Source organism: Psychrobacter pasteurii, assembly GCF_900162815.1.
GTDB classification, from domain to species: Bacteria; Pseudomonadota; Gammaproteobacteria; order Pseudomonadales; family Moraxellaceae; genus Psychrobacter; species Psychrobacter pasteurii.
The window spans coordinates 1-23,877 of record NZ_FUGD01000061.1 but is presented as its reverse complement, the minus strand read 5'-3'; the positions used below and the strand labels follow the sequence as shown (position 1 = coordinate 23,877).

Here is a 23,877-nt window from a genome sequence, read left to right as displayed (position 1 = left end):
TGACAGTAGTCCAAAAGGTAGAGCAGGTTTGCGAATAAGAGGATGGGCTTGTGCTGAGTGTGGCACATGGCATGATAGAGATATCAATGCTGCTAAGAACATCCTTGCGGTCGGGCTTGACCGTCTAGCTGTAGGAATCCCCTCGGTTTAGCGAGGGGAGGAGGTCAAATCTATATGTAATATAAATTGAGATATAACCGGCTCATAGGCTACTGTTACAGGCAGAAGTGACTAAAAACCCTTGCTTAAAGACAGAGACTCAAAAGGAGTTGATACTTTAAGCAGGTCAAAATAGGAGAAGGTATGCGTTATTCAAAGGCCTTGAAGTTAGGAGCGGTAGGCTTAGCTTTACTGCTTATTCCTAGACGCAGCAGCCGTCAGGTTAAGCAGAAGATGACTCCTGATTTGCCCCTTGATGCAGAGAGAGAAGACTCACTCAAGAGCGATGCTGAGCCGACAACTAACACCCCTAATATGGATTCATCAGCTCCGAATTAACCAAATTTTATAACCTGAGGTCACAACGAGCCACTATGATACACAGTCAAAATAATCAGCAATTAGAAACTCGCCCTAATTATCCTTTGCCCCCTAACTACCCTTTAATAGACACTCACACCCATTTTGATGATTTTGTTTTTGATGAGGACAGAATGGAGTTGGCCACGTCAGCTTATGACTCTGGAGTGCGTCACTTACTGTTAATCGGATATTACGCAAAGTACTTTGATCGTATGCTACAGACTCAGCAGCAATTAACTGAGGAAGCAGAAAGTGGGGTAGCAGTGCCAAAGGTTTATCTGGCTTCGGGACTGCATCCTGCCTATATCTCTGAGCATACTGAGGCAGATTTAGAACAGCTGGCACAGTTTTTACAGACTCAGCCTAATGTGGCTGTGGGTGAAATTGGGCTAGATACCTTTACTGATGACTTAAAGACTGAGCAGTCTGTGGCGAAACAAAAACGTTTTTTTGAAGCACAATTAGACTTAGCGGTTGAGCATCAGTTACCGGTGCTGCTGCATATTCGTAAAGCTCACGCTGAATGCCTGGCCTTACTAAAAAAACACAACTATAACGCCAACAAGCTGGGGGGTATTGCCCATAGTTTCAGTGGCGGTGAGCAAGAAGCTAAAGCGTTTGTGAAACTGGGGTTTAAGCTGGGTGTTACCGGCCAAATTACCAATACCAATGCCAAAAAACTACGCCGCGCCATAGTCGCAGCTGTGGAAACCTATGGGTTACAGTGCTTGGTGTTAGAGACGGACTGTCCAGACATGACGCCAGTATGTTGTCAGCAAGGAGATGAGCCGACACGAAATGTTCCAGGTAACTTAGGGTTTGTGCTTGAGGGTCTAAGTGAGCTCCTTAAAGTAGATGAGGCGAGCTTAGCTAAGCAGTTGTGGCAAAACAGTTGTGAGGCGTTAAGAGTGGACTGGCCTTATCCTGGATAGCGTATGTTATATCACTTTTGCTATATAATATAAAAACCCTATTATTTCCCTATCCTTTAACCACACACTTTACAGAAAATAAGGTACTTTATGACCTCATCTTCAACCTTAGATAATAGCCAATACGACCGACGCTTTAAAGGCACACAGACTCTGTATGGCCAACCCAGTTTCACTAACTTTGAAAAGGCCCATGTGATTGTAATAGGGGTGGGTGGTGTTGGAACTTGGGTCGCTGAAGGGCTGGCACGTAGCGCCATTGGTAAAATGACATTGATTGATATGGATGTGTTGGTGGCCTCTAATGTCAATCGACAACTGCCTGCACTCGACAGCAGCTTTGGTAAAAGTAAAATTGAGGAGATGGCAGAGCGGGCACGTCAAATTAACCCTAGGCTTGAGTTGACCTTGGTTGATGACTTTTTGACCCCAGAGAATGTGGCTCAATTATTGCCTAGCCGAGAACAAGCGAAACAAAAACTGCAGCAAGGTGAGGCGACAATCGTATTGGATTGTACGGATGATATGTCAGCGAAATTGGCCATTGCCTTACACTGCCGATTTAATAAGCTAAAACTTATTTGTGCTGGTGGTGCTGGCGGTAAAACCGATCCCTTGCAAATCACGGTCAGTGATTTAAAAGACACTTATCAAGATCCTTTGCTAGCACGGTTAAGAACCAAACTACGCAACGAGCATGGTATTAACAAACAGCTCAAGGAAAAATTTGGCATAAAATGTGTTTATTCAACACAGCCGCCCATTGTCAATAAATCAGCCGATGGCAACTTTCAGACCGGAGGCCTGCACTGCGGCGGCTATGGTTCAGCAGTGGCAGTGACCTCAGTGGTAGGCATGGTGATGGTTAGCGAAACTTTAGCTATGTTGAGTGCTAAATAGAGGGCATAGATAGCGTAGATAGCTATTTAGACAAAGGCTTTTGCAGGCTACTACGCTGGGGCGATAGTCTATCTAGCAGCGACTTAGGTAGTGGCGTGTATTGGCCAAGCATCATATCGGCCATAACTTCTGCACATATTGGGGCGAAGGCATAGCCTTTTGACCCCATACCACTTAAGGTCCAAATGAGACCTTCTTCATCGACTTGTCCCACTAAGGGGTGGTAGTCTGGAGTCTGGGCCCGGATACCTACTCGGGCTTGCCAGCCTGTATAATCAGTCTCTGTATCTTCTGACTTAGTGTTGGCTAGCACCTTGCTAAGCTCAGGGAGCGCTGTGATTAACTTGTCATGATTGACTTGATGTTCTGAGGTGCGAGTTTGGGTGTCCATGTCATTGCGAACGAAGCTTGCCCCCAGTAACAAGCTAGGCGTACCTACTGAGACAGGATTAAGCTGATCATCATTTTCACAGGGCGTAAACGCAGCACAATAACCCCCATATTTAAGGGGCAACTTGGGCAGAGCTTCTAGCTGCTCTTGCGTTGGCTGCAACCAAGACAATTGACCTCGAATTCTGCGAAACTCAAAAATTCGGGCATCTAAGCGCTGACTGTCAAAAGCGGTGGCAATAATGACGGCATCAAAGCCAGTTGCCTCATTGTCAGGGTTATCATTACTGTCACTCAAAACTGTTGGCTCTGAGATTACCTGCACGCTGCCACTCGACTGAGTTGAGCTTTGAGAAGGCTTTATTTGTGTAACTTGAGCCTGCTGAAAGCGGATATTAGGATGGTTTAAAACCGTGTCAGCTAAGGCCTTAGGATTGACCAAACCCGCTTGAGGTAGATAGAGATTTGCCTCTAAATCTTGATGTTTTAAGCCTGTGATGTCTTGGGCTTTATCTGCTGTTAATGTGGTCGCCATTTGCTCAGGGTATTCAGCAATTTGCGAGACATCGACATTGGATTTTAACAGTAAATCTAGGGTGCCCGTGTTATTAAATATTTGGCTTGGGCGATTGGTGACAGTCGCGTCAGAAGCATAAAGCAGCTCATTTTGCTTATCTAGCTGTCGGTATAGGCGCTGACTATATAGGTAGCCAATACTGTGTAAATGCTCTGCTACGTGAGCAATAGGTGTCATTTTTGGGGCCAATAAAGCCCTAGGGTTACCAGAAGCGCCAGCTAGGGGTGCTGACTGATCTATTAAGGTAACTTGTAAGCCACGCTGAGCTAAAGACCAAGCTGCCATAAGGCCAGAGATGCCTGCACCGATGATGGCTGCTTTTTTATAGCGCTGTTTTTGATTGGCAGGCCGTTTTTGATCAGTAGCCTGGTTTTGATCAGTAGGCTGTTTTTTATCGCTAGGAAGATAGTTAGGCTCATCATTATCAGAAGTGGTGAGCGTTGCTTTTTTTGCCGTAAGCATTTCACGTTTACGACCAAAGCCTTTGACTTTTTTTATCTCAAAACCGGCTGCTTCTAAACCGCGTTTGACCACACCTGCACAGCTAAAAGTTGCGGCAGTGGTGTCTATCTTTGATAAACGCTGTACCTGCGCAAAGATTTGCTCTGCCCATAGTGACTCGTTACAAGAGGGCGCAAAGCCATCTAAATACCAAGCATCTATTTGTGCATTATGAGTCACCTCATCATAACCGTCCGCTAGCTTTTGTAAGCTTTCAGTGGCATCGCCTAGCCACAAGTCTAAGGTCACATCCGGCTCTAAATGGAGGCGGTGACAGCCTGAAACCAAAGTAGGGTATAGCGCCAATAAGCGAGTGATTAGCGGAATCAGGCTAGCATCATTATCTTGCCAACTTTGTAAGCTACGCGTTAAGTCTTCTAGAGTTAAAGGGTGCTTTTCGGTGCTAATTAGGTGTAGGCGAGGACTAAATTGCAACTTAGAGGTGTCGTGCTGAGACTGCTGAGCATAGACAGCTTGCTTGGTTTGTCGCCATAATTGCCAAGTGGCAAGGATATTTAACCCAGTCCCAAAGCCTAGCTCAGCAATGGTAAAGCTATTTGAGGCTGAAGCGAGATCGCTATTAGACTTGCTATCCTCAAGTTTACTATCAGCGTCAGTAGCAAGATCAGCAGCAAGAGATTTTAGATGTCTCTCAAAAAGAGCAGTAAAGCGCTCAGGCAGATGGTTTTGTTGTAAAAACACATAGCGTGATTCTGCCAGACCATCGGCCAAAGAATAATAGACATCGCCGAACACATCGGAGACAGGCACTAAATTGCCCAGTTCATCTTCTCGCCACGACAGTTTGGCAGGTATTACCTTAGCTACTTCACTCACGTTTTACTCACTTGTCTCAATCAAAAAGGCAATGACTCATTACCAGCGATCACGTCTACTGAATACGAAGCCACCCAACAAGACGCCTAAAAATAAAGACACAGCCACAGTCACAGCCCCGTACATAAATAGCTGGCCACTGCGCTCATTAATCAATACATTAACCCGGGTTTCTAGGTCATTCACATCTCTTTGCAACTGTGCATTACGGCTAAGCAGCTCTTGATTGGCAGCCGATAACTCAGAGTCGCTTGGCTGCATACCACTGGCCAAACTGTCTGGGTTTTCTAATGCATTTGGGGTATCGCCTGGGTCTGCCTCTTGTTGATTTGGACTTTGCGGATTAATCTCATTAAAAGGGGTGGCCGGCTGAGGCGCGACTTGTGGGTCTTCGGCTTGTACTTGTTGCTCAGGGTTATTGACCACCACAGTAGGTGCTGCAGAGGCTGCAATAGGAGTTAATGAAGCTGACAATGACCAAGTTACAGCCAATAAAGCAGTACGTAGTATGGAGGCGTTACTCTTAATTTTAGAGGAAACAGCAGCAGAGTGTGCAGAGCATTGTGGAGCAGGCATGGCGATGAATTCCAATACGAATAAAACAGTTGGCTAATTAGGCAGAAGGCAAGGCTTGGATAAAGGGCTTGATATCGACATGGCTATAAACCCCTGCCTTTAAGTAAGGCTCTTCGCTGGCCCATTGCTGTACAGCTTCTAGGCTATCAAAAGCGGCAACCACTAAGCTGCCAGACATGCTCTCTTTACCGTGCTCGATAGGGTTAGGGCCTGCAATAATCAGCCGACCTTCTGACTCAAGCTGCTTTAGGCGAGCAATATGAGCCGGACGGGTTTCTTGTCTTAACTGAGTAGAGTTGGCCACATCGTGACCGATAATCATAAATAATGGCATAGTAAGCCTCGTATCGAAGGGTGGCTGATAATATTAATTCATTGTCTAAACTAAGCTAAAACCTATAAAAAATCTAAGTTATTTTTTAGATTTATCATCAGTGATTTCTGGGTTGAGGTGATTTTTAAGTATAACAAACTGACCCACCATAAACACCAACATGAAAGGCAGCCAACCATAGCTTTTAAAGTTAATCCAAGTTTGCTCACTGGTGTGAAAAGCAAAGTAATATTGCAGTACGGCCATTAAGATAAAGTAGCCCACCCACGCTAAGGTCAGCTTATTCCACCCTGATTTGGTCAAGCTAAACACACTCTTCATGGCCATCTCAAGTAGCGGCTTACCAATCAATACACTGACTAATAAGGCCACTGCGAATACGCCGTTAATAACCGTTGACTTCCACTTTAAGTAAATTTCGTCATGGAATAGGAGTGTTAAACCACAAAAGACAACCGTTAGAACTAAGGTCACAACTTGCTGCTTAGTCAGGCGACCTTTTTGCGTCATTAAGTGAATCACTGCAACTGCCACAGTGGCGATTAAGATTGCCCCAGCACCAGCCAAAATACCTTGGGTTTTCGCCACATAAAAAAAGGCGAGTAAGGGGATAAAATCTAACAATGCTTTCATAGAAGTCACAATAATAAAATTAAGAGAAGAATTAACAAAATAGGTGAGATAACTTGTGGCGATAGTTTACACGCCATTCCCCATAAAAAAAAGCATTGGCGCTATAACCACGCTTTAATTTTAAGGCGATACTGCTAAGGCACTGCCGAACAAAAGTCGTTTAGTCAGTTGCTTAATCTGCTTATAACTGTAAAAGTTAGCTAAAAAATGTCTGGAAATATATCGACAAATAGCAAGCAATAACCGTTACAATATTAGCCGTACTTCCTTTTTTATTATAAAGACCAAAAAATATGCCACAAAGCTCAACGTCACAACCTTCCTCTGAAGACCTTGCTTACAAACGCATCGACTTACACAGTCACAGCACCTGCTCTGACGGCAGTAATACGCCTAATGAGCTACTGCATAAAGCACACGCCGCCAATATCGATATCTTTGCGTTAACCGACCACGATACCTTAGCCGGTATTCCAGAAGCTAAGGCCGTGGCTGATGAGCTCGGTATTACCCTCATTAATGGGGTGGAGATTAGTTGCCAACATACGCTCACTGGGGGTTATGGCAAAAATAAAGCCAAAGACAAAGTGATTCATGTGTTAGGCCTAGGTTTTAGTGATTTTGAAGAAATGAACGATACTTTGACTCACATTCAAACCAGTCGCGGCAATCGTGGCCGAATGATTGTTGAGAAAATGGCGGAGCTGACCGGTCATGACTTCGATGAAATGTGGCAAGCGGTCTTAGCAAAAGCGGACGGTAATGCTGACGCTGTTGGGCGCGCACATATCGCCAAAGTCTTATTAGAGCAAGAGATTGTGCCTACCATGCAAAAGGCATTTGATAAGTATTTGGCCGATAATAAAGCCGCTTACGTACCGATTGAAACGTTAAGTATGGAAGATACAATTAGCCTAATTCATCGCTGCGGTGGCAAAGCAGTATTGGCACACCCAACGCGTTACAACTTATCGGCTACCCGAGTGCGTAAACTGATTGCTGAGTTTGCTCAGTTTGGTGGTGATGGTTGCGAGCTGCCTAATAATGACGAGCCACTAAGTACCCGCCGTATGGTTGATCGCAGTATTGCTGAACACGGTCTACAAGTCTCGACCGGTAGTGACTTCCATGGCACCAGCATGCCTTGGCGTAAGCTTGGCGATGTACCCAGCTTGGCCGAAGGTCAGAGGCTGGTTATTGAAGATTTAATGAACGCAGGTTAACTACCAGTGCTGATAACACGCTGGTGGCAAAGGTGCCCGTAGGCAAGGTAAATTGCAGCAGCAAGCTTTGCTCATCCGGCCAAGCCCAGCTTAAGTTGCTTACTGGCAAACGAGTGGCTCGGCGCATGGTTTTCAGCTCTTTTTTCTCTAATCCCTGAGCCAGTCTTTGTAAGATAGGATTTTGTTCCACTATCTGCTGTTCTAAAACTTTGGCAGCAGCGTCAACCTTATCGTTTTTGATACCCCATAAAGGCGCGGTGGGGTGAATGTCACCGCTGGCAAGCCGGTCCTGTATTTCCTGATCTATTTGTTCAACGGTAAATACTGATCCCGACCCATTTAAATTAAACACATCCCCTTCAAGTGCTTTATCCCAACTGTCTTGCTCAACTCGGGCTGAGACAATTTGATTAAAAATGGCACTGCGAGCCGAGGACAATAATAGTGACTGCAAGTCACGGCTCTTCTTGGGGTGCGGTTTACGGCCATTTATTGTGCCTTGTTCAAACCACTCTAAAGCACTGGCAATATTGTTGCCTTGTCGCCCAAAGCGCTGCTCACCAAAGTAATTGGGCACGCCATTTGTGGCCATAATATTTAAGGCAGCATCAATTTTTGTAGTATCGATATTAGTATCATTACCAACCTGGATATCCCGTAAATGAATCTTAAAGTGGTTGGCTTTATGGGTGCCGCGGTTGAGTTTTTTACTGTGCCAAGCCTGCTCAAGCACTTGTACCGACTCAAGCTCAGAGCTTAGGTTAGCCATCATAAACTCATCAAAGCTGGCGCTAGGTAATTCGCCTTTTGGGATACGCAAACTAAACCACTGTGTCGTTACTGCCTGACGGTCTTTTAGCCCTGAGTAACCGACATCACGGCTGGGTATTTTGGCCCACTTGGCGAGCTGGTCGGCCACGAAACTGGTGTTCATGCCAGTCTTTTTAATCAAGAGCCATAAGTGTTCCCCTTCACCAGATAGTTCAACTTCCAATAACTCATCGACCTGAAAGTCTGCAGCAGACTGCTTAAAGCGTGCGCTTAAAATAGGTGCAGGGGAGGGCTGACCCCACTGGCTAGAGTCAGTTAGTTGAGAGATTTGTTCAGGACTGATGGGAGCTAGAGAGGAGGCTGATGTCATAAAAAACTCAAAAAATAGAAGAATTGAAATATATTATACCCGTACGACTTAGTAAGGGTTTAAGATTTAGGGTGTCAGAGATAAGAAGAGGTTTACTAACCGTCTTGATTTTTGGTTTAATAAACTAATACTTTTGACCTCGAACCCGTGGAGTATACCACTATGTCCAAACCTGATGTTTTTTTGCGTCAAGCCACTATAGAAGACGTGACTTCCTTGCTTAGCTTATTGAATCAATGCTATCGGGAGGATGTGGGCTGGACCAATGAGGCTCATTTAATCGGTGGTATTCGTACCACAGCTCAGGGAATTGAGACAGTAATTAACGACCCGCTGCATTACCTATTTGTTTTCCCCGAGGTTGAAGCAGGCAAAGAGACGGGAAAAATTTTAGGCTGTATTGCTGTGGATATTAAAGCAGAGCAAAAAACAGCTTATATTGGTATGTTTGCGGTGCATCCTAGCTTGCAAGGATTGGGCGTGGGTAATCAGATTTTACAAGCGGCAGAGACCTTTGCAGGTCGCCATCTAAAAGCGGATGGCAGTGATAATAAAACTCGCCTCACGATGAGCATCTTAAGTCAGCGTCCGGAGCTTTTGGCGTATTATCAGCGCCGAGGTTATCAGTTAAATGGCGAGCGTATGCCGTTTCCAGAAGATGGCAATAATGGTGAGCCGAAACGGGATGGCTTAGAGCTTCTTGGGTTAGAGAAGCGGGGTTAAGTTGGCCATTATTAGCTAGAAACTAAACTTGGTTAGAAGCCAAACTTAGCTAAAAGTCGAACTCTAAAAGCGATCTTCTAGAGTCTCTAAATTGTGGGTAATGGCTTGAAAGCAAATATCTGGCTTAAAGCCACGATATTGCAAGAATCGCAGCTGGCGGGCTTTTATCTTTTGATCCGTGGGAATGTCATCCCCATATTTTTTTACCCGTGCTTCAACGGCCAACCGTAGCCAATCTACGCCTTCCACTAGGTCGTTGTCAGACAACACATCGACGAACTCTTCGTTGTCCTCCATCGCCATATCGATTAGCTCATCAATATTGGCCGGTACTTCGACTTTACGCTTATAAAAATCATTCTTTATTCGCAAGCGGCCACGGCCTTTGCGAATGCCTTCACGAATTAGCATTAGCGCAGTCCGATGGTCGCTTTGATAGCCTTTGTCTTGAAGCTCTTGTAATAGCTCTTCAATCTTTTCAGGATCTTGCTCTTTATCCAGCAGCTTTTGACGCAGCTCTCCAGCAGAGTGTTCACGCCGGGATAAATAATAAAAGGCTAACCAACGTAGACGACTGTTAGCTTTGATTGCCTCGATCTCTGCTTGGCGCTGTTCGGGCGTTTTAAGATAAGCCTTAAGGGCTACCGGAAGATTATCTATACCTGAACTTTCGGCTTCTTCTGAGTTATTGGACTGACTTGAAGAGTCGGTTGACGCCTCTGTTGAGAGCGTATCCGCTTGTTCTTGCTGCTCAGCTTCAGCTTTGACCTGTGCCAATAAGCTTTTAATACTATTGGGGTCGACTTCTTTAATCGGCTCAACCAGTTCAGTTTTTGGCTGATAAGGGGAGGCAGGATGAAAGCTTTTTTTCTTCCGCTTTTTGGGTCTAGAAGCTTTCTCGTTTTCAGAATTCCCTGATAAAGATGAGGTTTTAGGGCTGTCTTCTAGATAAGCATCAAAGTCCTCAGCGCTGTGCTCTGTATTTGATTTTTTAACATAGTGGCGTTTGGGATAAGAGGTCTTAGAAGACTTGGCACTAGAATCTTGTTCTTCTGATTTAGACACAGCAAAACCACGGGCAGAGGAGGTCTTTGCCCGTGGTGCTGTTTGTTTTTTAGGTTTATTGCTGGCTTTAGCCTGCCCAGACTTTGACTGACTTTGAGAGGGTTTTTTATCGCTTTTCTCATTTTCTGCCAAAATCTGGGCTAAAGTTTTTATTTGCATTTTTTATCTAGGCAAACCCTATTCGGCTGCTGGTTCAGCTACTTCACTACCTTCAGCGGCTTCTTTGCCTTTTTCAGGCTCTACAGCCAGCTTCTCGGCACGAATTTTTGCTTCAATCTCTTCCGCAATAGCAGGGTTATCTTTTAGGAATAATACCGAGTTGGCTTTACCTTGACCAATCTTTTCGTCGCCATAGCTGTACCAAGCACCGGCTTTGCCTACCACACCAATGTCAACGCCTAAGTCGATCACTTCGGCTAAGTGGTTGGTGCCTTCGCCATAAGTAATTTCAAACTCGGCTTGACGGAACGGAGGTGCCATTTTGTTTTTGATAACTTTCACACGAGTTTGGTTACCAATGATCTCATCACCGCTTTTCACAGCACCGATACGGCGAATGTCTAAGCGTACTGAAGCATAGAATTTAAGCGCGTTACCACCTGTCGTGGTTTCAGGCGACCCAAACATAACACCAATTTTCATACGAATCTGGTTAATAAAGATAACCATACAGTTTGAACGTTTGGCATTACCGGTAATCTTACGCAGCGCCTGACTCATTAGACGGGCTTGTAGACCCATGTGGCTATCACCCATCTCGCCTTCAATCTCAGCGCGTGGAGTAAGGGCGGCGACCGAGTCAATAACGATCATGTCTAGAGCACCAGAGCGAACCAACATATCGGTAATCTCAAGTGCTTGCTCACCGTTGTCTGGCTGAGACACCAGTAAATCATCAGTATTGACGCCTAATTTACGGGCATAAATTGGGTCTAAGGCGTGCTCAGCATCGATAAAGGCACAAGTACCACCTTGCTTTTGACACTCTGCAATGGCTTGTAAAGTTAGGGTAGTCTTACCCGAGCTTTCTGGACCATAAATCTCAATAATACGGCCTTTTGGTAAGCCGCCAATACCTAAAGCGATGTCTAAACCTAGAGAGCCCGTTGAGACCACGTCCACATCTAGTGTGGCTGAGTTATCGCCTAGGTGCATGATGGTGTTTTTACCAAATTGCTTTTCGATTTGACCTAAGGCGGCTTTTAACGCTTTGGCTTTGTTGTCATCCATAATGATGTCCTAATTTAATTGATTAAAATATTTTTAGTTAAAGGTTTGGTGTTTTAAGTAAGTATAATTTTTGGTTTAAAGGGGAGGGCTATTTAATCACACTGTTTATTATAAAGACTAAATCATAGTTTAGTAGGTCTAATAAAATTTATTAGCATTTTTCATAGAGTTTAATAGAAAGTTAGATTTAATCTTACTCAGAATTGAGTCATAGTAACAGCAGATTCGATAGGATAAGTATAGCAAATTGTCACCAACTTGATAGGGGGAGAACTATGCTATACGACAAGTATTGTCGTATGGATTACAGAGGGGATAACTGCTACTAATTATTTAGCTAAGCATAAAAAGCGCCAGCCTCTAAAATAGAAACTGGCGCTCAATCTGATTTACTTAAAGCACAAAGAATTAATCTAAGTGTTTGACATCAAATGCTTTATTGATGTGGTTTATTGATTAATACTCTTCAATCACACCACAAGCCATACGGTCGCCAGCGTTACCAGCAGGCTGGCTAACATAATCATCGGCACCGGCATGGATAATAAAGGCACGGTTATAAACCGTATTGGCCACTCGTGGATCGACTGAGATGTCTTCACGAACAAAGTTGATGCTAGCGACACCGTTGGCATCCGCTGTCAGGTTAGGTAAGTCACCTGCATGGCTTTCTGGCGTGCTAGGATGACCGTGCTGTTTGTTCAGTGGGTTGAAATGACCACCGGCATCTTTGCCTTTGTTGGCACAGGTACCATTTTCATGGATGTGAATGGCATAGGTAGAGCCAGGGTTTAAGCCTGTTAATTTACCAAATACTTGTACGCCACCTTGTACAGGGCGTAGGTACATTTTTCCAAGATGGGCTTTACTAACATCGACGGTTTGAATTTGGGCTTTTAAAGCAGGTTGAATCTCTGCTGGAAGATCTTGTTTATTTGGGGTAGTTTGACAAGCGGTCAGTGCGATTGCAGAAGCCAAAACTGCTGAAGTAGCAAGTAGCTTTTTCATAAAAACTCCTAATTTGAATTATGTTGTTATTTATAGGGTCTAATAAAAATAATAAGCTTTCAGAAGGTGTGAGTTACTCGATTACATGAAAACTTATCATTTAGCACTAGGTTTCTTGATTGTTGTGTTATTTATAGTCTAGCTTGGTTTTATTAATAAAGTATTAAAACAAATATATTTGATCTAGCCTTTTAAGTATAGCGAGATGGGAGGTAAATCATTTAGCCAAAACGTTGCAATAGGTTATGAAATGTAAATACAGTAATAAGTCATTGTGTTAAAAAGTTGCACCCATAAAAAAAGCCGCTTCTAAAAGCGGCTTTTTTTGAATGTCATACTATAAAGCTATCTAGATTGGTAATTAGCGTTAGTAATTAACATTGATAGTTAACTGCGTAAAGCTTTGGTAGATTTGGTGGTATCTACGGCTACTTTAGTAGGATTCAAGGGCGTTGGCATTCTTACCAAAGCCGCTTCTAACACTTCATCAATAGTAGATACTGGCTGAATAGTTAGTCCTTCTTTAACGTTGTCTGGAATTTCAACCAAGTCGCGCTCATTCGACTGCGGAATCAACACATGTTTGATGCCGCCACGGTGCGCTGCCAATAGCTTCTCTTTTAGGCCACCGATACGTAGTACTTTACCACGAAGCGTTACTTCCCCTGTCATGGCAATGTCAGAACGAATGGCAATACCTGTCATAGCAGACACTAAAGCGATGGTCAGAGCGATACCTGCTGATGGCCCATCTTTTGGCGTAGCCCCTTCAGGCATATGCACGTGCACGTCTTTAGATTTAAAGGTTTCGTAGTCGATACCTAATAGTTCACCACGAGCACGAACCACACTCATTGCGGCGCGAATAGACTCTTTCATCACATCGCCTAGTGAGCCGGTATAAACGAACTCACCTTTACCAGGCATAGTAATGGCTTCGATGGTCAACAGTTCACCACCAACGCTGGTCCAAGCCAGACCAGTGACACGGCCCACTTCAGGCTCTTCTTCAGCCAAACCATAGTCGTACTGGTGAACGCCCAGATAGTCGCTGATATTGTCTGCATCAACCACCACGGTCTCAATCTTAGTCTTCTTAGAAGGCTTAACACCATACTTGTCGATAGACTCACGGACCACTTTACGGCAAATCTTATTCACTTCACGCTCAAGATTACGCACACCGGCTTCACGAGTATAACGCTGAACGATACTGTGCAAAGCTTCTGGCACAATTTCAATTTCATCGTTTTTCAGACCGTTTTGCTTAATGGCTTTAGGCACTAAGTACTTCTCAGCGATGTTAATCTTCTCATCTTCGGTATAACCCGGTAGACGAATCACTTCCATACGGTCTAATAGCGCAGGTGGAATGTCCATGCTGTTTGCGGTACAGATAAACATTACTTGCGATAAGTCCAGATCCAAGTCTAGATAATGGTCATTAAACTTATCGTTCTGTGATGGATCTAGCACTTCAAGCAGAGCAGACGCAGGGTCGCCACGGAAGTCTTGCGCCATCTTATCGATTTCGTCCAATAAGAACAGCGGGTTTTTCACCTCAACTTTGGCCAGTGACTGTACAATTTTACCTGGCATCGCACCGATGTAAGTCCGGCGGTGACCACGGATTTCTGCTTCATCACGTACGCCGCCTAAGGCCATACGCACAAATTTACGGCCTGTAGCGCGGGCAATAGATTCACCCAGTGAGGTTTTACCCACACCAGGAGGACCTACCAGACATAAGATAGGGCCACGTAATTTTTTCACACGCGATTGCACTGCTAAATACTCTAAGATGCGGTCTTTCACATCTTGCAGGCCATAGTGGTCCGCATCAAGTACTTCTTCGGCTTTATCAAGCTTGATAGAAACCCTGCTGGTTTTATTCCATGGGGTATCTAAAATCCAGTCGATGTAGTTACGCACCACAGAAGATTCACTTGAGGCAGGTGGCATCATTTTAAGCTTTTTAAACTCTTGCTCAGCTTTTTTGCGCACGTCCTCAGGTAAGTCCGCTTCTTTTAAACGGGCTTCTAATTCTTCTAAGTCATCTTCGCTATCAAACGAGCCATCGCTAATCTCAGAAAGCTCATTTTTAATGGCTTTCATCTTCTCGTTTAAGAAGTACTCACGATGGTTGTTTTCCATTTGACGGCGAACCGCTTCTTGGATTTCTTGCTCAATAGACTGCTCAGCACTTTGCTTAGCCAAGTACTCAGTTAGCGTATTGATGTGCGCGGATATGTCATCTTTTTCGAGTAGAAGCTGTTTTTCTTCCAAGTCCATAGAGACTCGAGTGGCAATAAAATAGACCAGCTCTAACAAGTTGTTGATGCGCTCAGAGACACGAATCAGTTCACGGCTATTGCGTAGGCGTGACTCAGCGTAGGTAGAAAATAGGCTACGTAACGCTTCAATGGTGTTTTTCTGTTGAGATTCGCTCATAGGCAAGCTGATTTCACTTGGCGTGAACTCACCGTGCAACATATCACCGGCATCCGTTACTTTGTCTAATTTGACGCGGTAGGCACCTTCAATAAGCACTTTAATGCAGTTCTCGTCACTGTCGTGCGGCATGGTGCTAACAATACGACACACCGTCCCGTACTCATACAGGTTATCTAACTCGATGTCTTCGCTGAGCGAGTCTTTTTGTGCCACAACCAAAACCATATCGTCGAAATGCTCTTGGGCAGCTTGGATGGCTTTAACTGAAGGTTCACGGCCCACAAACAAAGCAATTTGCATGTGTGGATAAACCACCACATCGCGTAGTGCCAGTAGGGGCAAAGAGTTTGAACCCTCTTTATTAGTTGGTGCCACATCCGTTGGCTCAAAATCTGTAGTTATGTCAGAATCTTCAGCTTCAGTAGACTCCACCTCATTATCCATGTGGTCATCAACCAGTTGCTCGAAATCACTGTCATAATCTTTATCGGATTTACTCATATTTTTTCCTTATCGTGTGACACAAAACCTCTTATTCAGAAGTTTTTTATGCTATGACTTACTAAATGGTGATGATAGATGATAATTGCAAGCTTAATTTAACGACATAGTCGCTACACCATGACCTATAAAACAAAAATCGGTTAGAATAGAGAGTTTGTAACGCTATTTTTACAGATTAGTTACTTTAAACTATATTGTATACTTAAATTTTACGATCAAACTCTGATAGCGACTACTGGTTACTAACCAATGATATGGGTGCTATCTACTCAAAAACCAACTTTTATAGAAGAAAAGCTTATGCCTAAGCCACTGGTGTAAGTGATAACTCTATAAGGAATAAATTATGATTAATGCGGTACTATTGGCCGTGGTAGTGATGTTAGGTCTATCACTGGCCCGAGTCCATGTTGTCCTCAGTTTGTTGATAGGGGCAATGGTAGGGGGCTTAGTGGGCGGCTTAGGGGTTGATGCTACCTTGACAGCTTTTCAAGAGGGGATTAAAAATGGGGCACAAATTGCCTTGTCTTATGCCTTACTGGGGGCGTTCGCTGTAGCCATTGCTCATTCAGGCTTACCCCAATCTCTATCCAATGCGGTAATTAACCGTATTAATAGTGAAAAAAGTGCTGGGTCTGCTTCTATCAAATGGGCTCTGTTCTTTGGTTTGGTACTGATGAGTGTTTTCAGTCAAAACTTAATTCCCATTCACATCGCTTTTATCCCTTTAATTATCCCGCCTTTATTAATGGTATTTAATCGCCTAAAAGTGGACAGACGCTTGCTAGCCTGTCTGATGACTTTTGGTCTGGTTACCACTTATATGTTTGTCCCTTACGGATTTGGTGAGATTTACCTGAAGCAAATCATGCTAAAGAACGTCGGTGAGGCCGGATTAAACGTTGAAAATATCTCGGTTATGAAAGCGATGGCGATTCCAGCATTGGGCATGTTGGTAGGACTATTAACAGCGATTTTCATCAGTTACCGTAAGCCACGTCAGTATAATTTATCGGCGTTAACTGCTGATTCAGCAAGCTCTCAAGGGGCTGCTAGTGGTCAAAATGATGCTTTAACTCAAGCCGCTACCACAGCCACAGCCCCTAGTAAGGGCAAGACGTTGATTGCTCTATTAGCGATTATTACCGCGTTTGTGGTTCAGCTATATACTGATTCATTATTATTAGGCTCATTGTTCGGCTTTGGCGTGTTCATGGCCACAGGCGTGGTGAAATGGAACGAAGCTGACAGTGTGTTCAACGAAGGTATTAAGCTGATGGCGATGATTGGCTTTATTATGATTACCGCCCAGGGTTTCGCCGAAGTAATGAAAGCCACCGATCAGATTGCTCCGCTTATTGATGGTGCGACTAATCTATTTGCTGGCAATAAAGGTATTGCTGCCTTTGTTATGCTATTAATTGGTCTGATTGTGACCATGGGTATTGGCTCATCTTTCTCGACCATTCCTATCATTGCCGCGATTTACGTCCCACTGTGTATCTCTATGGGTTTCTCACCGTTGGCGACGGTTGCCATTATCGGTACCGCGGGGGCGCTTGGTGATGCCGGTTCTCCAGCCTCTGATTCAACACTGGGCCCAACGTCGGGTTTGAACGTTGATAATCAGCACGACCATATTAAAGACAGTGTGATTCCAACTTTCTTACACTTTAACTTACCGTTATTGGCGTTTGGTTGGATTGCAGCGATGGTGCTGTAATTGATAGGTTAATTGTTAGTTTTAAAGCAAAAAAGCGAGGCAGATATCTGTCTCGCTTTTTTTATTATTATAAAATAATGAAGGGAAGAGTGGTTTGATTATCGATGTCACTGACTAACTGCTAATCCTCAAACTTATCAATCTCACCGGTTAAATAACCCAAAAAATCATCGCCATTATTCATTAATGCTTTGAGCTTATCAGGGTTCACCAGTCGAGCCAGCTCTTCTTCAGTAAATAACTGCTCTTCAGGCGACAGTTGACGTTGCTGTGCCACTCGGCCGCTATTCTCAAGGCTTTGCAGATGTTTGTCTACATTATCTGCACTAGAGCTTTCTATTTCCAAATCTAAACGGTTGTCTTTATGATTGTTATCATCCGGCATATCATTGCTCATGGCTATCCTTTATGAAAACCAACGTATTTTTTCAGGGGTAATTAAAGCGTTTAATGGCACATCCCAAGGTTGAGTTTCAAGCTCATCAAATACTTGGAACTCGTGACACCAACCGACACGCAGTGGATGGCGGCGGTGATTTTGCGAGCTGCTGTACTGGTATGACTTAGCTAATGTGGTGTCATAAAACCCGCCACCCATCCCCATGCGATTGCCTTGTTCATCAGCGGCGACAAGCGGACACATAATCAAATCTAATTCATCAGCCGATAACAGATGACGACTTTTGGACTCTTTCATACCAAAGCTGTGGCGTACCGTTGGAATGTTTGCCAGTTTGCTGTGATAGATAGGCACAAAGCGTATGTGTTTATTATCACGACCTTGAGTATTAATCACTGGCAAATAAGCCTGATAGCCCATACGCTGACACCACTTGAGTAGCGGCTGAGTCGGCAGCTCGCCAAAGTCATCGAGGTAAATTCCTACTTTAGCCCCTTTGGGCAGGCGAGGGGTTAGCTTTGATAAAAAGCGAAATGCCATAGAGCCCGCGTTACGGCGTTGTTGTTCAGTTAAGGCGCGGCGCTGGCGATTAATATCACGTCGAGAAGGATTATTGGTCATAGTTTGATTTATAATAGTTGGGTTTAAAATAAGGTTTGAAAAATAGGGTAGGGACTAGGTTAAATAATCATACAGCACTTGTCTTGAGTTTCTATATGAACAAGGCTTATGATTGATCATATTAAATGGTGCCTTATTTTTATTTAAAATTGGCCATTTTAACTATGATTTTTGACGGCTATAAATGCGTTTCATAGGCAGTCATGCTATCATATTTGCGATCCACCAAACTCATGCCTACTGTATCGGTAAGCTGGGTTATCAATGTCATTTATTTTATAGCTAGCAACACCATAACAAATTCTTTTAGCTTTTATATAATAAAACAGGAGACATCATGTCAACTCGTATAGAAAAAGATACCATGGGTAATGTTGAAGTACCACAGGACGCTTACTGGGGTGCACAAACTCAGCGCAGCCGTGAAAACTTTAAAATTGGTGGTGAAACTCTACCACGTCCAATGATTGAAGCAATGGCATTGGTTAAAAAAGCAGCGGCTATCACTAACGCAAGCCTTGGCCGTATCGAAGAAAGCCAACGTGACCTTATCATCCAAGCGGCTGATGAAGTTATCAACGGCGGTCTAACAGACCAGTTCCCATTAGTGGTATGGCAAACCGGTTCTGGTACGCAGTCAAATATGAACATGAACGAAGTACTGGCTAACCGTGCAAACGAAATCGCGGGCTCTGAGCGTGGTACTTATTCTCCAATTCATCCAAATGACCACGTAAACCATGCACAGTCTACTAACGACAGCTTCCCAACGGCTATCCGTGTTGCTGCAGCGCGTCAAATCAACAGCCTGCTAATCCCAGCGGTTAAAGCATTACGTGACACGCTAGACAAAAAAGCCAAAGAATTCGACAGCATCGTTAAGATTGGCCGTACGCATTTACAAGATGCGACTCCACTAACACTAGGCCAAGAGTTCAGCGGCTATGTTAGCCAACTTGACCACGCGCTAGTTCGTATCGACAACGCGCTACAAGGTCTATATGAATTACCACTAGGTGGCACTGCAGTTGGTACCGGTCTAAACTCACACCCAGATTATGCGGTTAAAGCTGCTGAGCAATTATCAGAGCTAACAGGTCTTCCATTTGTGACTTCTCCAAACAAATTTGAAGCACTAGCAGCTCGTGACGCCGAAGTATTTGCATCAGGCGCGTTAAAAACACTAGCGGCTAGCTTAAACAAAATCGCTAACGACGTTCGCTGGTTAGCATCTGGCCCTCGTTGTGGTCTTGGTGAATTGACTATTCCTGAAAATGAGCCAGGCTCTTCAATCATGCCAGGTAAAGTTAACCCAACTCAGTCTGAAGCGATGACTATGGCAGTTGCTCAAGTTATGGGTAACGACGCAGCTATCAGCTTCGCTGGTGCATCAGGTAACTTTGAGCTAAACGTTTATAAGCCAGTAATCGCTTATAACTTACTGCAATCAATCAAGCTAATGGGCGATGCGTGCAACAGCTTCAATGAAAACTGTGCGGTAGGTATCGAGCCTGTGAAAGAGAAGATTGATGACTTCCTACACAACTCACTAATGCTAGTCACTGCATTAAACCGTCATGTGGGTTATGAGAATGCAGCGAAAATCGCTAAGACAGCTTATAAAGAAGACAAAACACTTAAGCAAGTAGCGGTTGAGCTTGAGCTAATGACTGAAGAGCAGTTTGATGAGTGGGTAAGACCAGAAGAGATGGTTCATCCTAAATAATGAGTCGAACTTAAGAGATCAGTTAAAATAAAAAAAGACCTTGTCAGTCAGCTGGCAGGGTCTTTTTTAATGTCGATTGCTAATGGATATAGGTGGTTTGTGCATTGCATAATCCATACGAAATTACGGCAAAATAAAAAAATATTACGCCTATATTGCAGCTATTGTTATAATATAACAAAACGCAATATTAACATTACTCTGCATAAACAGCGTTTAAAAAGTGATGGGTTTATTATGATGTTTCAGTCAAATTGTTAATGCCAAATAAAAAGACTCAAATAATAATAGTCATAATAAACAAGAGGTTTAATAGCGTTTGGCTGTGTGATTAGAGCATTTTCGCTCTAGTGTTATTTCAACCCTCAAAGAAGGTATTTATATGAAAAAGTTAACCACCGTATTATCAAGTGCCGCCGTATTGGCTGCAGCGTTAAGCTCAGGCTCAGCAATGGCCTATACTGATGAAGTCATGGACCCTGCAACCAGCCATGACACGGCGGTGAAGGTAAGAAAAGTAAACTATACTTGCGGTAGCAGCGAAAAGTTAAGCGTCACTTATGGCTTTAACAAACAGTTTCTACCTACTTATGCGCAAGCTAACTTAAATGGTAAAGACAGATTTTTACCAATCAACTTAGGTCGCTCTGACACCGTTGACACTGTATTTGGTGACGAAGAAAACTTCAGCATCATGACTGACGCAATGCGTTTAAACAACTATCACAAATTAAGCATTAACGTTCAAAATGCAAACAGTGAAATTGTTTATAAAGGCTGTAATGTAAGATCAGTTCAAAAGCTTAAAGGCTAATTGATTTGAGCCTCTAATTAAGCTGTATGACAGCCTAATAAGTACAGCCCTAGTCTAGAATGTTAACGATGAAAACCCTGTTCAAAATGAGCAGGGTTTTTTTTGTTATTCATAATGGGAAATAAAAAGACTATTTCTTAAAAATTCAATCTTTGTTACTATAATATTGTCGTATTGTTAAATTGATTTTATTAATGTGTTGTTGGGTGAGTTAATTATTTAAATTGGAAATGGTCTATGAATAAGAATTTACCAAAAATTGCTCTATTAAGCTCTGTATTAATGTTTGTAGGCTGCGATAAAGTTCCAGATATGGGGCTTGGAGGCAAAAGTAAAATTGAATGCTCGGATCCAGATGCCCAAAGCTTAGTGATTGACTCTATGCAGAAAGCTATTAACTCTAGTGCCAAAGGTTATGCCGCTTCTTTTGAGCGACCTACTCCTGGCTCAAGTATTCGTGCTAGCATCAATCAGCTAAAGATGAACTTAGATCATATTCGCACTTCGCAGGATGACCCTCAAAGTACTAAGAACTTCTGTAAAGGTACGTTGACGGTAATGATTCCTAGTAAAGTTATCCAAAACGCAGATGTCACCAGAGAATATAATGGTGAATTTGATGTGCAAGAGGATGCCTATCAGCAAGATATTGAGCTTGAAGCCAATAAGGTAAGCTATGAGATGGAGTATTCAGTACAGCCTACCGATGATGGAGAAGTAATCTTTGTTGAGCCTCAAAACGGTGAGGATTTAGCAATGTTCTTGGCTTATGTGCTTATTGATGCGGATCAAAAGAACCATGTGAAAGGCAAAAAAGTAGCAGAAGCCAAACAAGAAGCGAAAAAAGTATCTGAGGCACAAAGTGCTGCAGATAAAGCCGCTGCCGCTGCTGCCAGTGCTATGGCTGCCACTGCTGCTGAACAAGCCAAGGTTAAAGCAGAAATGGACTATAAACGTAGTGAGTTCAATAAAATGTGGGGCCGAGCCTCTAAAGAAGCTCAAGACTCGATAACCTATGATCAAAAAGATTGGGTAGAGTGGCGTGACGAAGTTTGTGTCGAAGAAGCAAAAACGGCTGAGCCTGCTCGTCAAGAAATTGTACGAATGAAGTGTATCACCAGATTACTAAGTGATCGCTACTACGAAGTTAAAAGCTATTTTGACAACTATTAGGCTTAAACTCATCAACCTATCTTTTAAACAAAAAATCCAAGCCTAGGCTTGGATTTTTTTAGGGCTGAATTTGATACTAGTGCCTTCTTCTACTCACAATAATAATGGCCAGTAGAATCAGCAAGCTAATAGCAATGGCCATTAGGCTTTTGTTTTGCAAGAAGCCAGAAGAATCAGACTTAGCTTCAGCATTCTTGGCACTGCTGCTTGATCCAGTAGCAATAGAAGACTCTGACTCTAATGAGGTCTCATCCGCCTCTGCTTGCTGCGCAGCTTGTCTTAATTTAGCAGAGCTGTCCATTAAGTGCTGATGGATTTTTTTACCGGCTTTGCCATCAGGCTCAAGACCATTATCGGCTTGATACTTCTGAATCGCTCGGCGAGTACCATCACCGATAATCCCATCTACTTCTCCGATATCATAACCTAGTAAATTCAATGACTCTTGAACTTCTCGAGACTCTTTGCGGCTCAAACCTGGATCATCAGTCGGCCAAGCGGTCGCAAACTCGACATTAGTGTCTTGATTCTCAATTTGCTTTGATAAATGAGCAATGGCCAGAGCATAGTTCTCTGAAGCGTTATAAGCATAAAAAGAATCAAAGTTACGACCCACTAAGAAAGCAGGGCCGTTTTTTCCTGACGGTAAGAATAACCCGGCTGAAGCCAGTGAGTCAGGTAAAGGGCTACCATCAGTCAGTGTTAATCCTAAGCTGCGCCAATGTGAAATGGGCTGTTTGTTTTTACGGTCATTTTTGGCATTGATAGAGGCAGGAAGACGAACTTCATAGCCCCAAGGCTGACCGGGTTGATAGCCGCTATTTTTTAAGAAATTAGCGGTAGAAGCTAGGGCATCTGCTTGGCTATTGACTAAATCTTTGCGACCATCGCCATCGAAGTCTTGCGCCAGTTGTAAGAAGGTGGAAGGCATAAACTGGGTTTGACCAAAAGCACCCGCCCAAGAGCCTTTAAAGTCTGCTTTGTCTATGTCGCCTTGTTTTAGAATTTTTAAGGCACTGACATACTCACCGCGGAAGTAGCTTTGACGGCGACCAAAGCAAGACAAAGTAGCCAGCGACTCAACCACATCTTTTTTGCCAAGCTTAGTGCCAAAATCAGACTCAACGCCCCATACCCCTAGGACATCATAACGGTTAACCCCATACTCAGACTCTATTCTGGCTAAGACATCTGCATATTGATTGCTGGCATTAATACCATCTAGCACTCGCTCTTCATCCACTAAGCTGGCAAGATAATCCCAAGGCTCTTTGGCAAACTCGGGTTGATAGTCCAAAGACTCAAGAACACTTGGGTCTCCTTGCTGTGGGCGATATTGGGCGAAGGTGTCTTTTACGCCAGCAAAAGGCCCGGTTTGTACCAAGTTATCCAAACAGGCATTAAACTTTTGGTTATCAAGAGTAGGCGCTTCAGCTTGGGCGGCCTGACTGCTATTCATACCTAATAGTAAGCTGGCAGAAAAAAGCAAACATAAGCCTGAAAGGCGAGCCACAGAAGAAGGTGCTAATACACAAATGCTAGAGGATAAAGAAGGCGATTTTGAAGACATAGTTTGGCTGCTCAAATATAAAAAAATCTAAACGCATATATTAGCAGAAAGCTTAGACTTTGAAACCAAGAGTTTAGCGCTGATAATGAATTGGTTTGACCTAGATAAATACCGGTTTTAAAACCATAAAAAGGGCACAGGAGTGAATCCTGTGCCCTTTGTCAAATCAGCGAGCTAACTTATGATTTAGCTTATTTAAGTTAGGGCGTGTCCCTAATTTGAAAAATACAGATAAAGCCTTATTTTAATCCTATATATCAACAAAATATAGGGAAACTCAAGCCATGGCGAGAACAGTAA

At 43.5% G+C, this 23,877-nt stretch carries 22 protein-coding genes; 10 read left to right on the top strand and 12 right to left on the bottom strand.

What is annotated here, in order from left to right:
* The 4 genes from A1232T_RS04070 to A1232T_RS04050 form a co-directional block, all read left to right on the top strand.
* Positions 1-151, top strand: a 151-nt coding sequence (locus A1232T_RS04070) for a zinc ribbon domain-containing protein (RefSeq protein ID WP_143513945.1), incomplete at its 5' end; no start/stop codon positions are given.
* Positions 152-303: 152 nt separating this feature from the next.
* A complete protein-coding gene (locus tag A1232T_RS04060) occupies positions 304-498 on the top strand; it encodes a hypothetical protein (RefSeq protein WP_077448181.1) in 195 nt (64 codons plus the stop codon).
* 35 nt (positions 499-533) lie between these two features.
* Positions 534-1,454, top strand: coding sequence for a TatD family hydrolase (locus A1232T_RS04055; protein WP_077448180.1), 921 nt, complete (start codon positions 534-536; stop codon positions 1,452-1,454).
* Between the two features lie 90 nt (positions 1,455-1,544).
* Positions 1,545-2,354: a tRNA threonylcarbamoyladenosine dehydratase gene (locus A1232T_RS04050; protein ID WP_143513944.1), complete on the top strand. Its 810-nt coding sequence runs from the start codon at positions 1,545-1,547 to the stop codon at positions 2,352-2,354.
* Between the two features lie 22 nt (positions 2,355-2,376).
* On the opposite strand, the gene mnmC1 is transcribed toward A1232T_RS04050, so the two are convergent.
* The 4 genes from mnmC1 to ispZ form a co-directional block, all read right to left on the bottom strand.
* Positions 2,377-4,659, bottom strand: a complete 2,283-nt coding sequence (gene mnmC1, locus A1232T_RS04045; protein ID WP_077448179.1) for an FAD-dependent 5-carboxymethylaminomethyl-2-thiouridine(34) oxidoreductase MnmC1 — start codon at positions 4,657-4,659, stop codon at positions 2,377-2,379.
* A 39-nt stretch (positions 4,660-4,698) separates the two neighbouring features.
* Entirely contained in the window at positions 4,699-5,235 is a 537-nt protein-coding gene (locus A1232T_RS04040; RefSeq protein WP_077448178.1) for a hypothetical protein, read from the bottom strand.
* A 37-nt stretch (positions 5,236-5,272) separates the two neighbouring features.
* Positions 5,273-5,569 (bottom strand): YciI family protein, encoded by a 297-nt coding sequence (locus A1232T_RS04035; protein WP_077448177.1) that lies wholly within the window; start codon positions 5,567-5,569, stop codon positions 5,273-5,275.
* Positions 5,570-5,647: 78 nt separating this feature from the next.
* The gene (gene ispZ, locus A1232T_RS04030; RefSeq protein WP_077448176.1) at positions 5,648-6,202 is read right to left on the bottom strand and encodes a septation protein IspZ; all 555 of its coding nucleotides are present in this window, start codon (positions 6,200-6,202) and stop codon (positions 5,648-5,650) included.
* Between the two features lie 293 nt (positions 6,203-6,495).
* On the opposite strand from ispZ, the gene A1232T_RS04025 reads away from it, so the two are divergent.
* Complete coding sequence (locus A1232T_RS04025) at positions 6,496-7,425, top strand: PHP domain-containing protein (RefSeq protein WP_077448175.1); 930 nt, start codon at positions 6,496-6,498, stop codon at positions 7,423-7,425.
* Here A1232T_RS04025 and truD read toward each other — a convergent pair.
* On the bottom strand, positions 7,397-8,566 hold the full coding sequence (gene truD, locus A1232T_RS04020; RefSeq protein WP_077448174.1) for a tRNA pseudouridine(13) synthase TruD: 1,170 nt from the start codon (positions 8,564-8,566) through the stop codon (positions 7,397-7,399). The genes A1232T_RS04025 and truD overlap by 29 nt on opposite strands.
* 162 nt (positions 8,567-8,728) lie before the next feature.
* Between truD and A1232T_RS04015 the strand changes: the two genes are divergently transcribed.
* Positions 8,729-9,289, top strand: coding sequence for a GNAT family N-acetyltransferase (locus A1232T_RS04015; protein ID WP_077448173.1), 561 nt, complete (start codon positions 8,729-8,731; stop codon positions 9,287-9,289).
* Positions 9,290-9,352: 63 nt separating this feature from the next.
* Here A1232T_RS04015 and A1232T_RS04010 read toward each other — a convergent pair whose 3' ends face one another.
* The 4 genes from A1232T_RS04010 to lon all read right to left on the bottom strand — a co-directional run bounded on the left by A1232T_RS04010 (position 9,353) and on the right by lon (position 15,547).
* Positions 9,353-10,513 (bottom strand): regulatory protein RecX, encoded by a 1,161-nt coding sequence (locus A1232T_RS04010; protein WP_077448172.1) that lies wholly within the window; start codon positions 10,511-10,513, stop codon positions 9,353-9,355.
* 18 nt (positions 10,514-10,531) lie between these two features.
* Positions 10,532-11,584, bottom strand: a complete 1,053-nt coding sequence (gene recA / locus A1232T_RS04005) for a recombinase RecA (protein ID WP_077448171.1) — start codon at positions 11,582-11,584, stop codon at positions 10,532-10,534.
* Positions 11,585-12,040: 456 nt separating this feature from the next.
* Positions 12,041-12,592: a superoxide dismutase family protein gene (locus A1232T_RS04000; RefSeq protein ID WP_077448170.1), complete on the bottom strand. Its 552-nt coding sequence runs from the start codon at positions 12,590-12,592 to the stop codon at positions 12,041-12,043.
* A gap of 387 nt (positions 12,593-12,979) precedes the next feature.
* Positions 12,980-15,547 (bottom strand): endopeptidase La, encoded by a 2,568-nt coding sequence (gene lon, locus A1232T_RS03995; RefSeq protein ID WP_244152365.1) that lies wholly within the window; start codon positions 15,545-15,547, stop codon positions 12,980-12,982.
* A 349-nt stretch (positions 15,548-15,896) separates the two neighbouring features.
* Here lon and A1232T_RS03990 point away from each other — a divergent pair, with 349 nt between their 5' ends.
* Positions 15,897-17,273 carry a Na+/H+ antiporter family protein gene (locus A1232T_RS03990; RefSeq protein WP_208606910.1) on the top strand — a complete coding sequence of 459 codons (1,377 nt, stop codon included), beginning with the start codon at positions 15,897-15,899 and terminating at the stop codon, positions 17,271-17,273.
* Positions 17,274-17,394: 121 nt separating this feature from the next.
* On the opposite strand, the gene A1232T_RS03985 is transcribed toward A1232T_RS03990, so the two are convergent.
* Both A1232T_RS03985 and A1232T_RS03980 read right to left on the bottom strand, forming a co-directional pair.
* Positions 17,395-17,670 (bottom strand): hypothetical protein, encoded by a 276-nt coding sequence (locus A1232T_RS03985; protein ID WP_077448168.1) that lies wholly within the window; start codon positions 17,668-17,670, stop codon positions 17,395-17,397.
* A 9-nt stretch (positions 17,671-17,679) separates the two neighbouring features.
* Positions 17,680-18,294: a 5-formyltetrahydrofolate cyclo-ligase gene (locus tag A1232T_RS03980; RefSeq protein WP_077448167.1), complete on the bottom strand. Its 615-nt coding sequence runs from the start codon at positions 18,292-18,294 to the stop codon at positions 17,680-17,682.
* 337 nt (positions 18,295-18,631) lie between these two features.
* On the opposite strand from A1232T_RS03980, the gene fumC reads away from it, so the two are divergent.
* The 3 genes from fumC (at position 18,632) to A1232T_RS03965 (ending at position 22,007) form a co-directional block, all read left to right on the top strand.
* The gene (fumC, locus tag A1232T_RS03975) at positions 18,632-20,020 is read left to right on the top strand and encodes a class II fumarate hydratase (protein WP_077448166.1); all 1,389 of its coding nucleotides are present in this window, start codon (positions 18,632-18,634) and stop codon (positions 20,018-20,020) included.
* Between the two features lie 382 nt (positions 20,021-20,402).
* The gene (locus A1232T_RS03970; RefSeq protein WP_077448165.1) at positions 20,403-20,834 is read left to right on the top strand and encodes an ACP-like domain-containing protein; all 432 of its coding nucleotides are present in this window, start codon (positions 20,403-20,405) and stop codon (positions 20,832-20,834) included.
* 237 nt (positions 20,835-21,071) lie between these two features.
* Positions 21,072-22,007: a DUF1311 domain-containing protein gene (locus A1232T_RS03965; protein ID WP_077448164.1), complete on the top strand. Its 936-nt coding sequence runs from the start codon at positions 21,072-21,074 to the stop codon at positions 22,005-22,007.
* A gap of 76 nt (positions 22,008-22,083) precedes the next feature.
* Here A1232T_RS03965 and A1232T_RS03960 read toward each other — a convergent pair whose 3' ends face one another.
* Positions 22,084-23,466, bottom strand: a complete 1,383-nt coding sequence (locus A1232T_RS03960; protein ID WP_077448182.1) for a lytic murein transglycosylase — start codon at positions 23,464-23,466, stop codon at positions 22,084-22,086.
* Between the last annotated feature and the right edge of the window lie 411 nt (positions 23,467-23,877).

Bases quoted from the DNA above. Each gene is read 5' to 3' on its own strand.
- A1232T_RS04060 (WP_077448181.1), top strand. From the start codon at position 304: ATGCGTTATTCAAAGGCCTTGAAGTTAGGAGCGGTAGGCTTAGCTTTA.
- A1232T_RS04055 (WP_077448180.1), top strand. From the start codon at position 534: ATGATACACAGTCAAAATAATCAGCAATTAGAAACTCGCCCTAATTAT.
- A1232T_RS04050 (WP_143513944.1), top strand. From the start codon at position 1,545: ATGACCTCATCTTCAACCTTAGATAATAGCCAATACGACCGACGCTTT.
- A1232T_RS04040 (WP_077448178.1), bottom strand. From the start codon at position 5,235: ATGCCTGCTCCACAATGCTCTGCACACTCTGCTGCTGTTTCCTCTAAA.
- A1232T_RS04035 (WP_077448177.1), bottom strand. From the start codon at position 5,569: ATGCCATTATTTATGATTATCGGTCACGATGTGGCCAACTCTACTCAG.
- ispZ (WP_077448176.1), bottom strand. From the start codon at position 6,202: ATGAAAGCATTGTTAGATTTTATCCCCTTACTCGCCTTTTTTTATGTG.
- A1232T_RS04025 (WP_077448175.1), top strand. From the start codon at position 6,496: ATGCCACAAAGCTCAACGTCACAACCTTCCTCTGAAGACCTTGCTTAC.
- truD (WP_077448174.1), bottom strand. From the start codon at position 8,566: ATGACATCAGCCTCCTCTCTAGCTCCCATCAGTCCTGAACAAATCTCT.
- A1232T_RS04015 (WP_077448173.1), top strand. From the start codon at position 8,729: ATGTCCAAACCTGATGTTTTTTTGCGTCAAGCCACTATAGAAGACGTG.
- A1232T_RS04010 (WP_077448172.1), bottom strand. From the start codon at position 10,513: ATGCAAATAAAAACTTTAGCCCAGATTTTGGCAGAAAATGAGAAAAGC.
- recA (WP_077448171.1), bottom strand. From the start codon at position 11,584: ATGGATGACAACAAAGCCAAAGCGTTAAAAGCCGCCTTAGGTCAAATC.
- A1232T_RS04000 (WP_077448170.1), bottom strand. From the start codon at position 12,592: ATGAAAAAGCTACTTGCTACTTCAGCAGTTTTGGCTTCTGCAATCGCA.
- lon (WP_244152365.1), bottom strand. From the start codon at position 15,547: ATGAGTAAATCCGATAAAGATTATGACAGTGATTTCGAGCAACTGGTT.
- A1232T_RS03990 (WP_208606910.1), top strand. From the start codon at position 15,897: ATGATTAATGCGGTACTATTGGCCGTGGTAGTGATGTTAGGTCTATCA.
- A1232T_RS03985 (WP_077448168.1), bottom strand. From the start codon at position 17,670: ATGAGCAATGATATGCCGGATGATAACAATCATAAAGACAACCGTTTA.
- A1232T_RS03980 (WP_077448167.1), bottom strand. From the start codon at position 18,294: ATGACCAATAATCCTTCTCGACGTGATATTAATCGCCAGCGCCGCGCC.
- fumC (WP_077448166.1), top strand. From the start codon at position 18,632: ATGTCAACTCGTATAGAAAAAGATACCATGGGTAATGTTGAAGTACCA.
- A1232T_RS03970 (WP_077448165.1), top strand. From the start codon at position 20,403: ATGAAAAAGTTAACCACCGTATTATCAAGTGCCGCCGTATTGGCTGCA.
- A1232T_RS03965 (WP_077448164.1), top strand. From the start codon at position 21,072: ATGAATAAGAATTTACCAAAAATTGCTCTATTAAGCTCTGTATTAATG.
- A1232T_RS03960 (WP_077448182.1), bottom strand. From the start codon at position 23,466: ATGAATAGCAGTCAGGCCGCCCAAGCTGAAGCGCCTACTCTTGATAAC.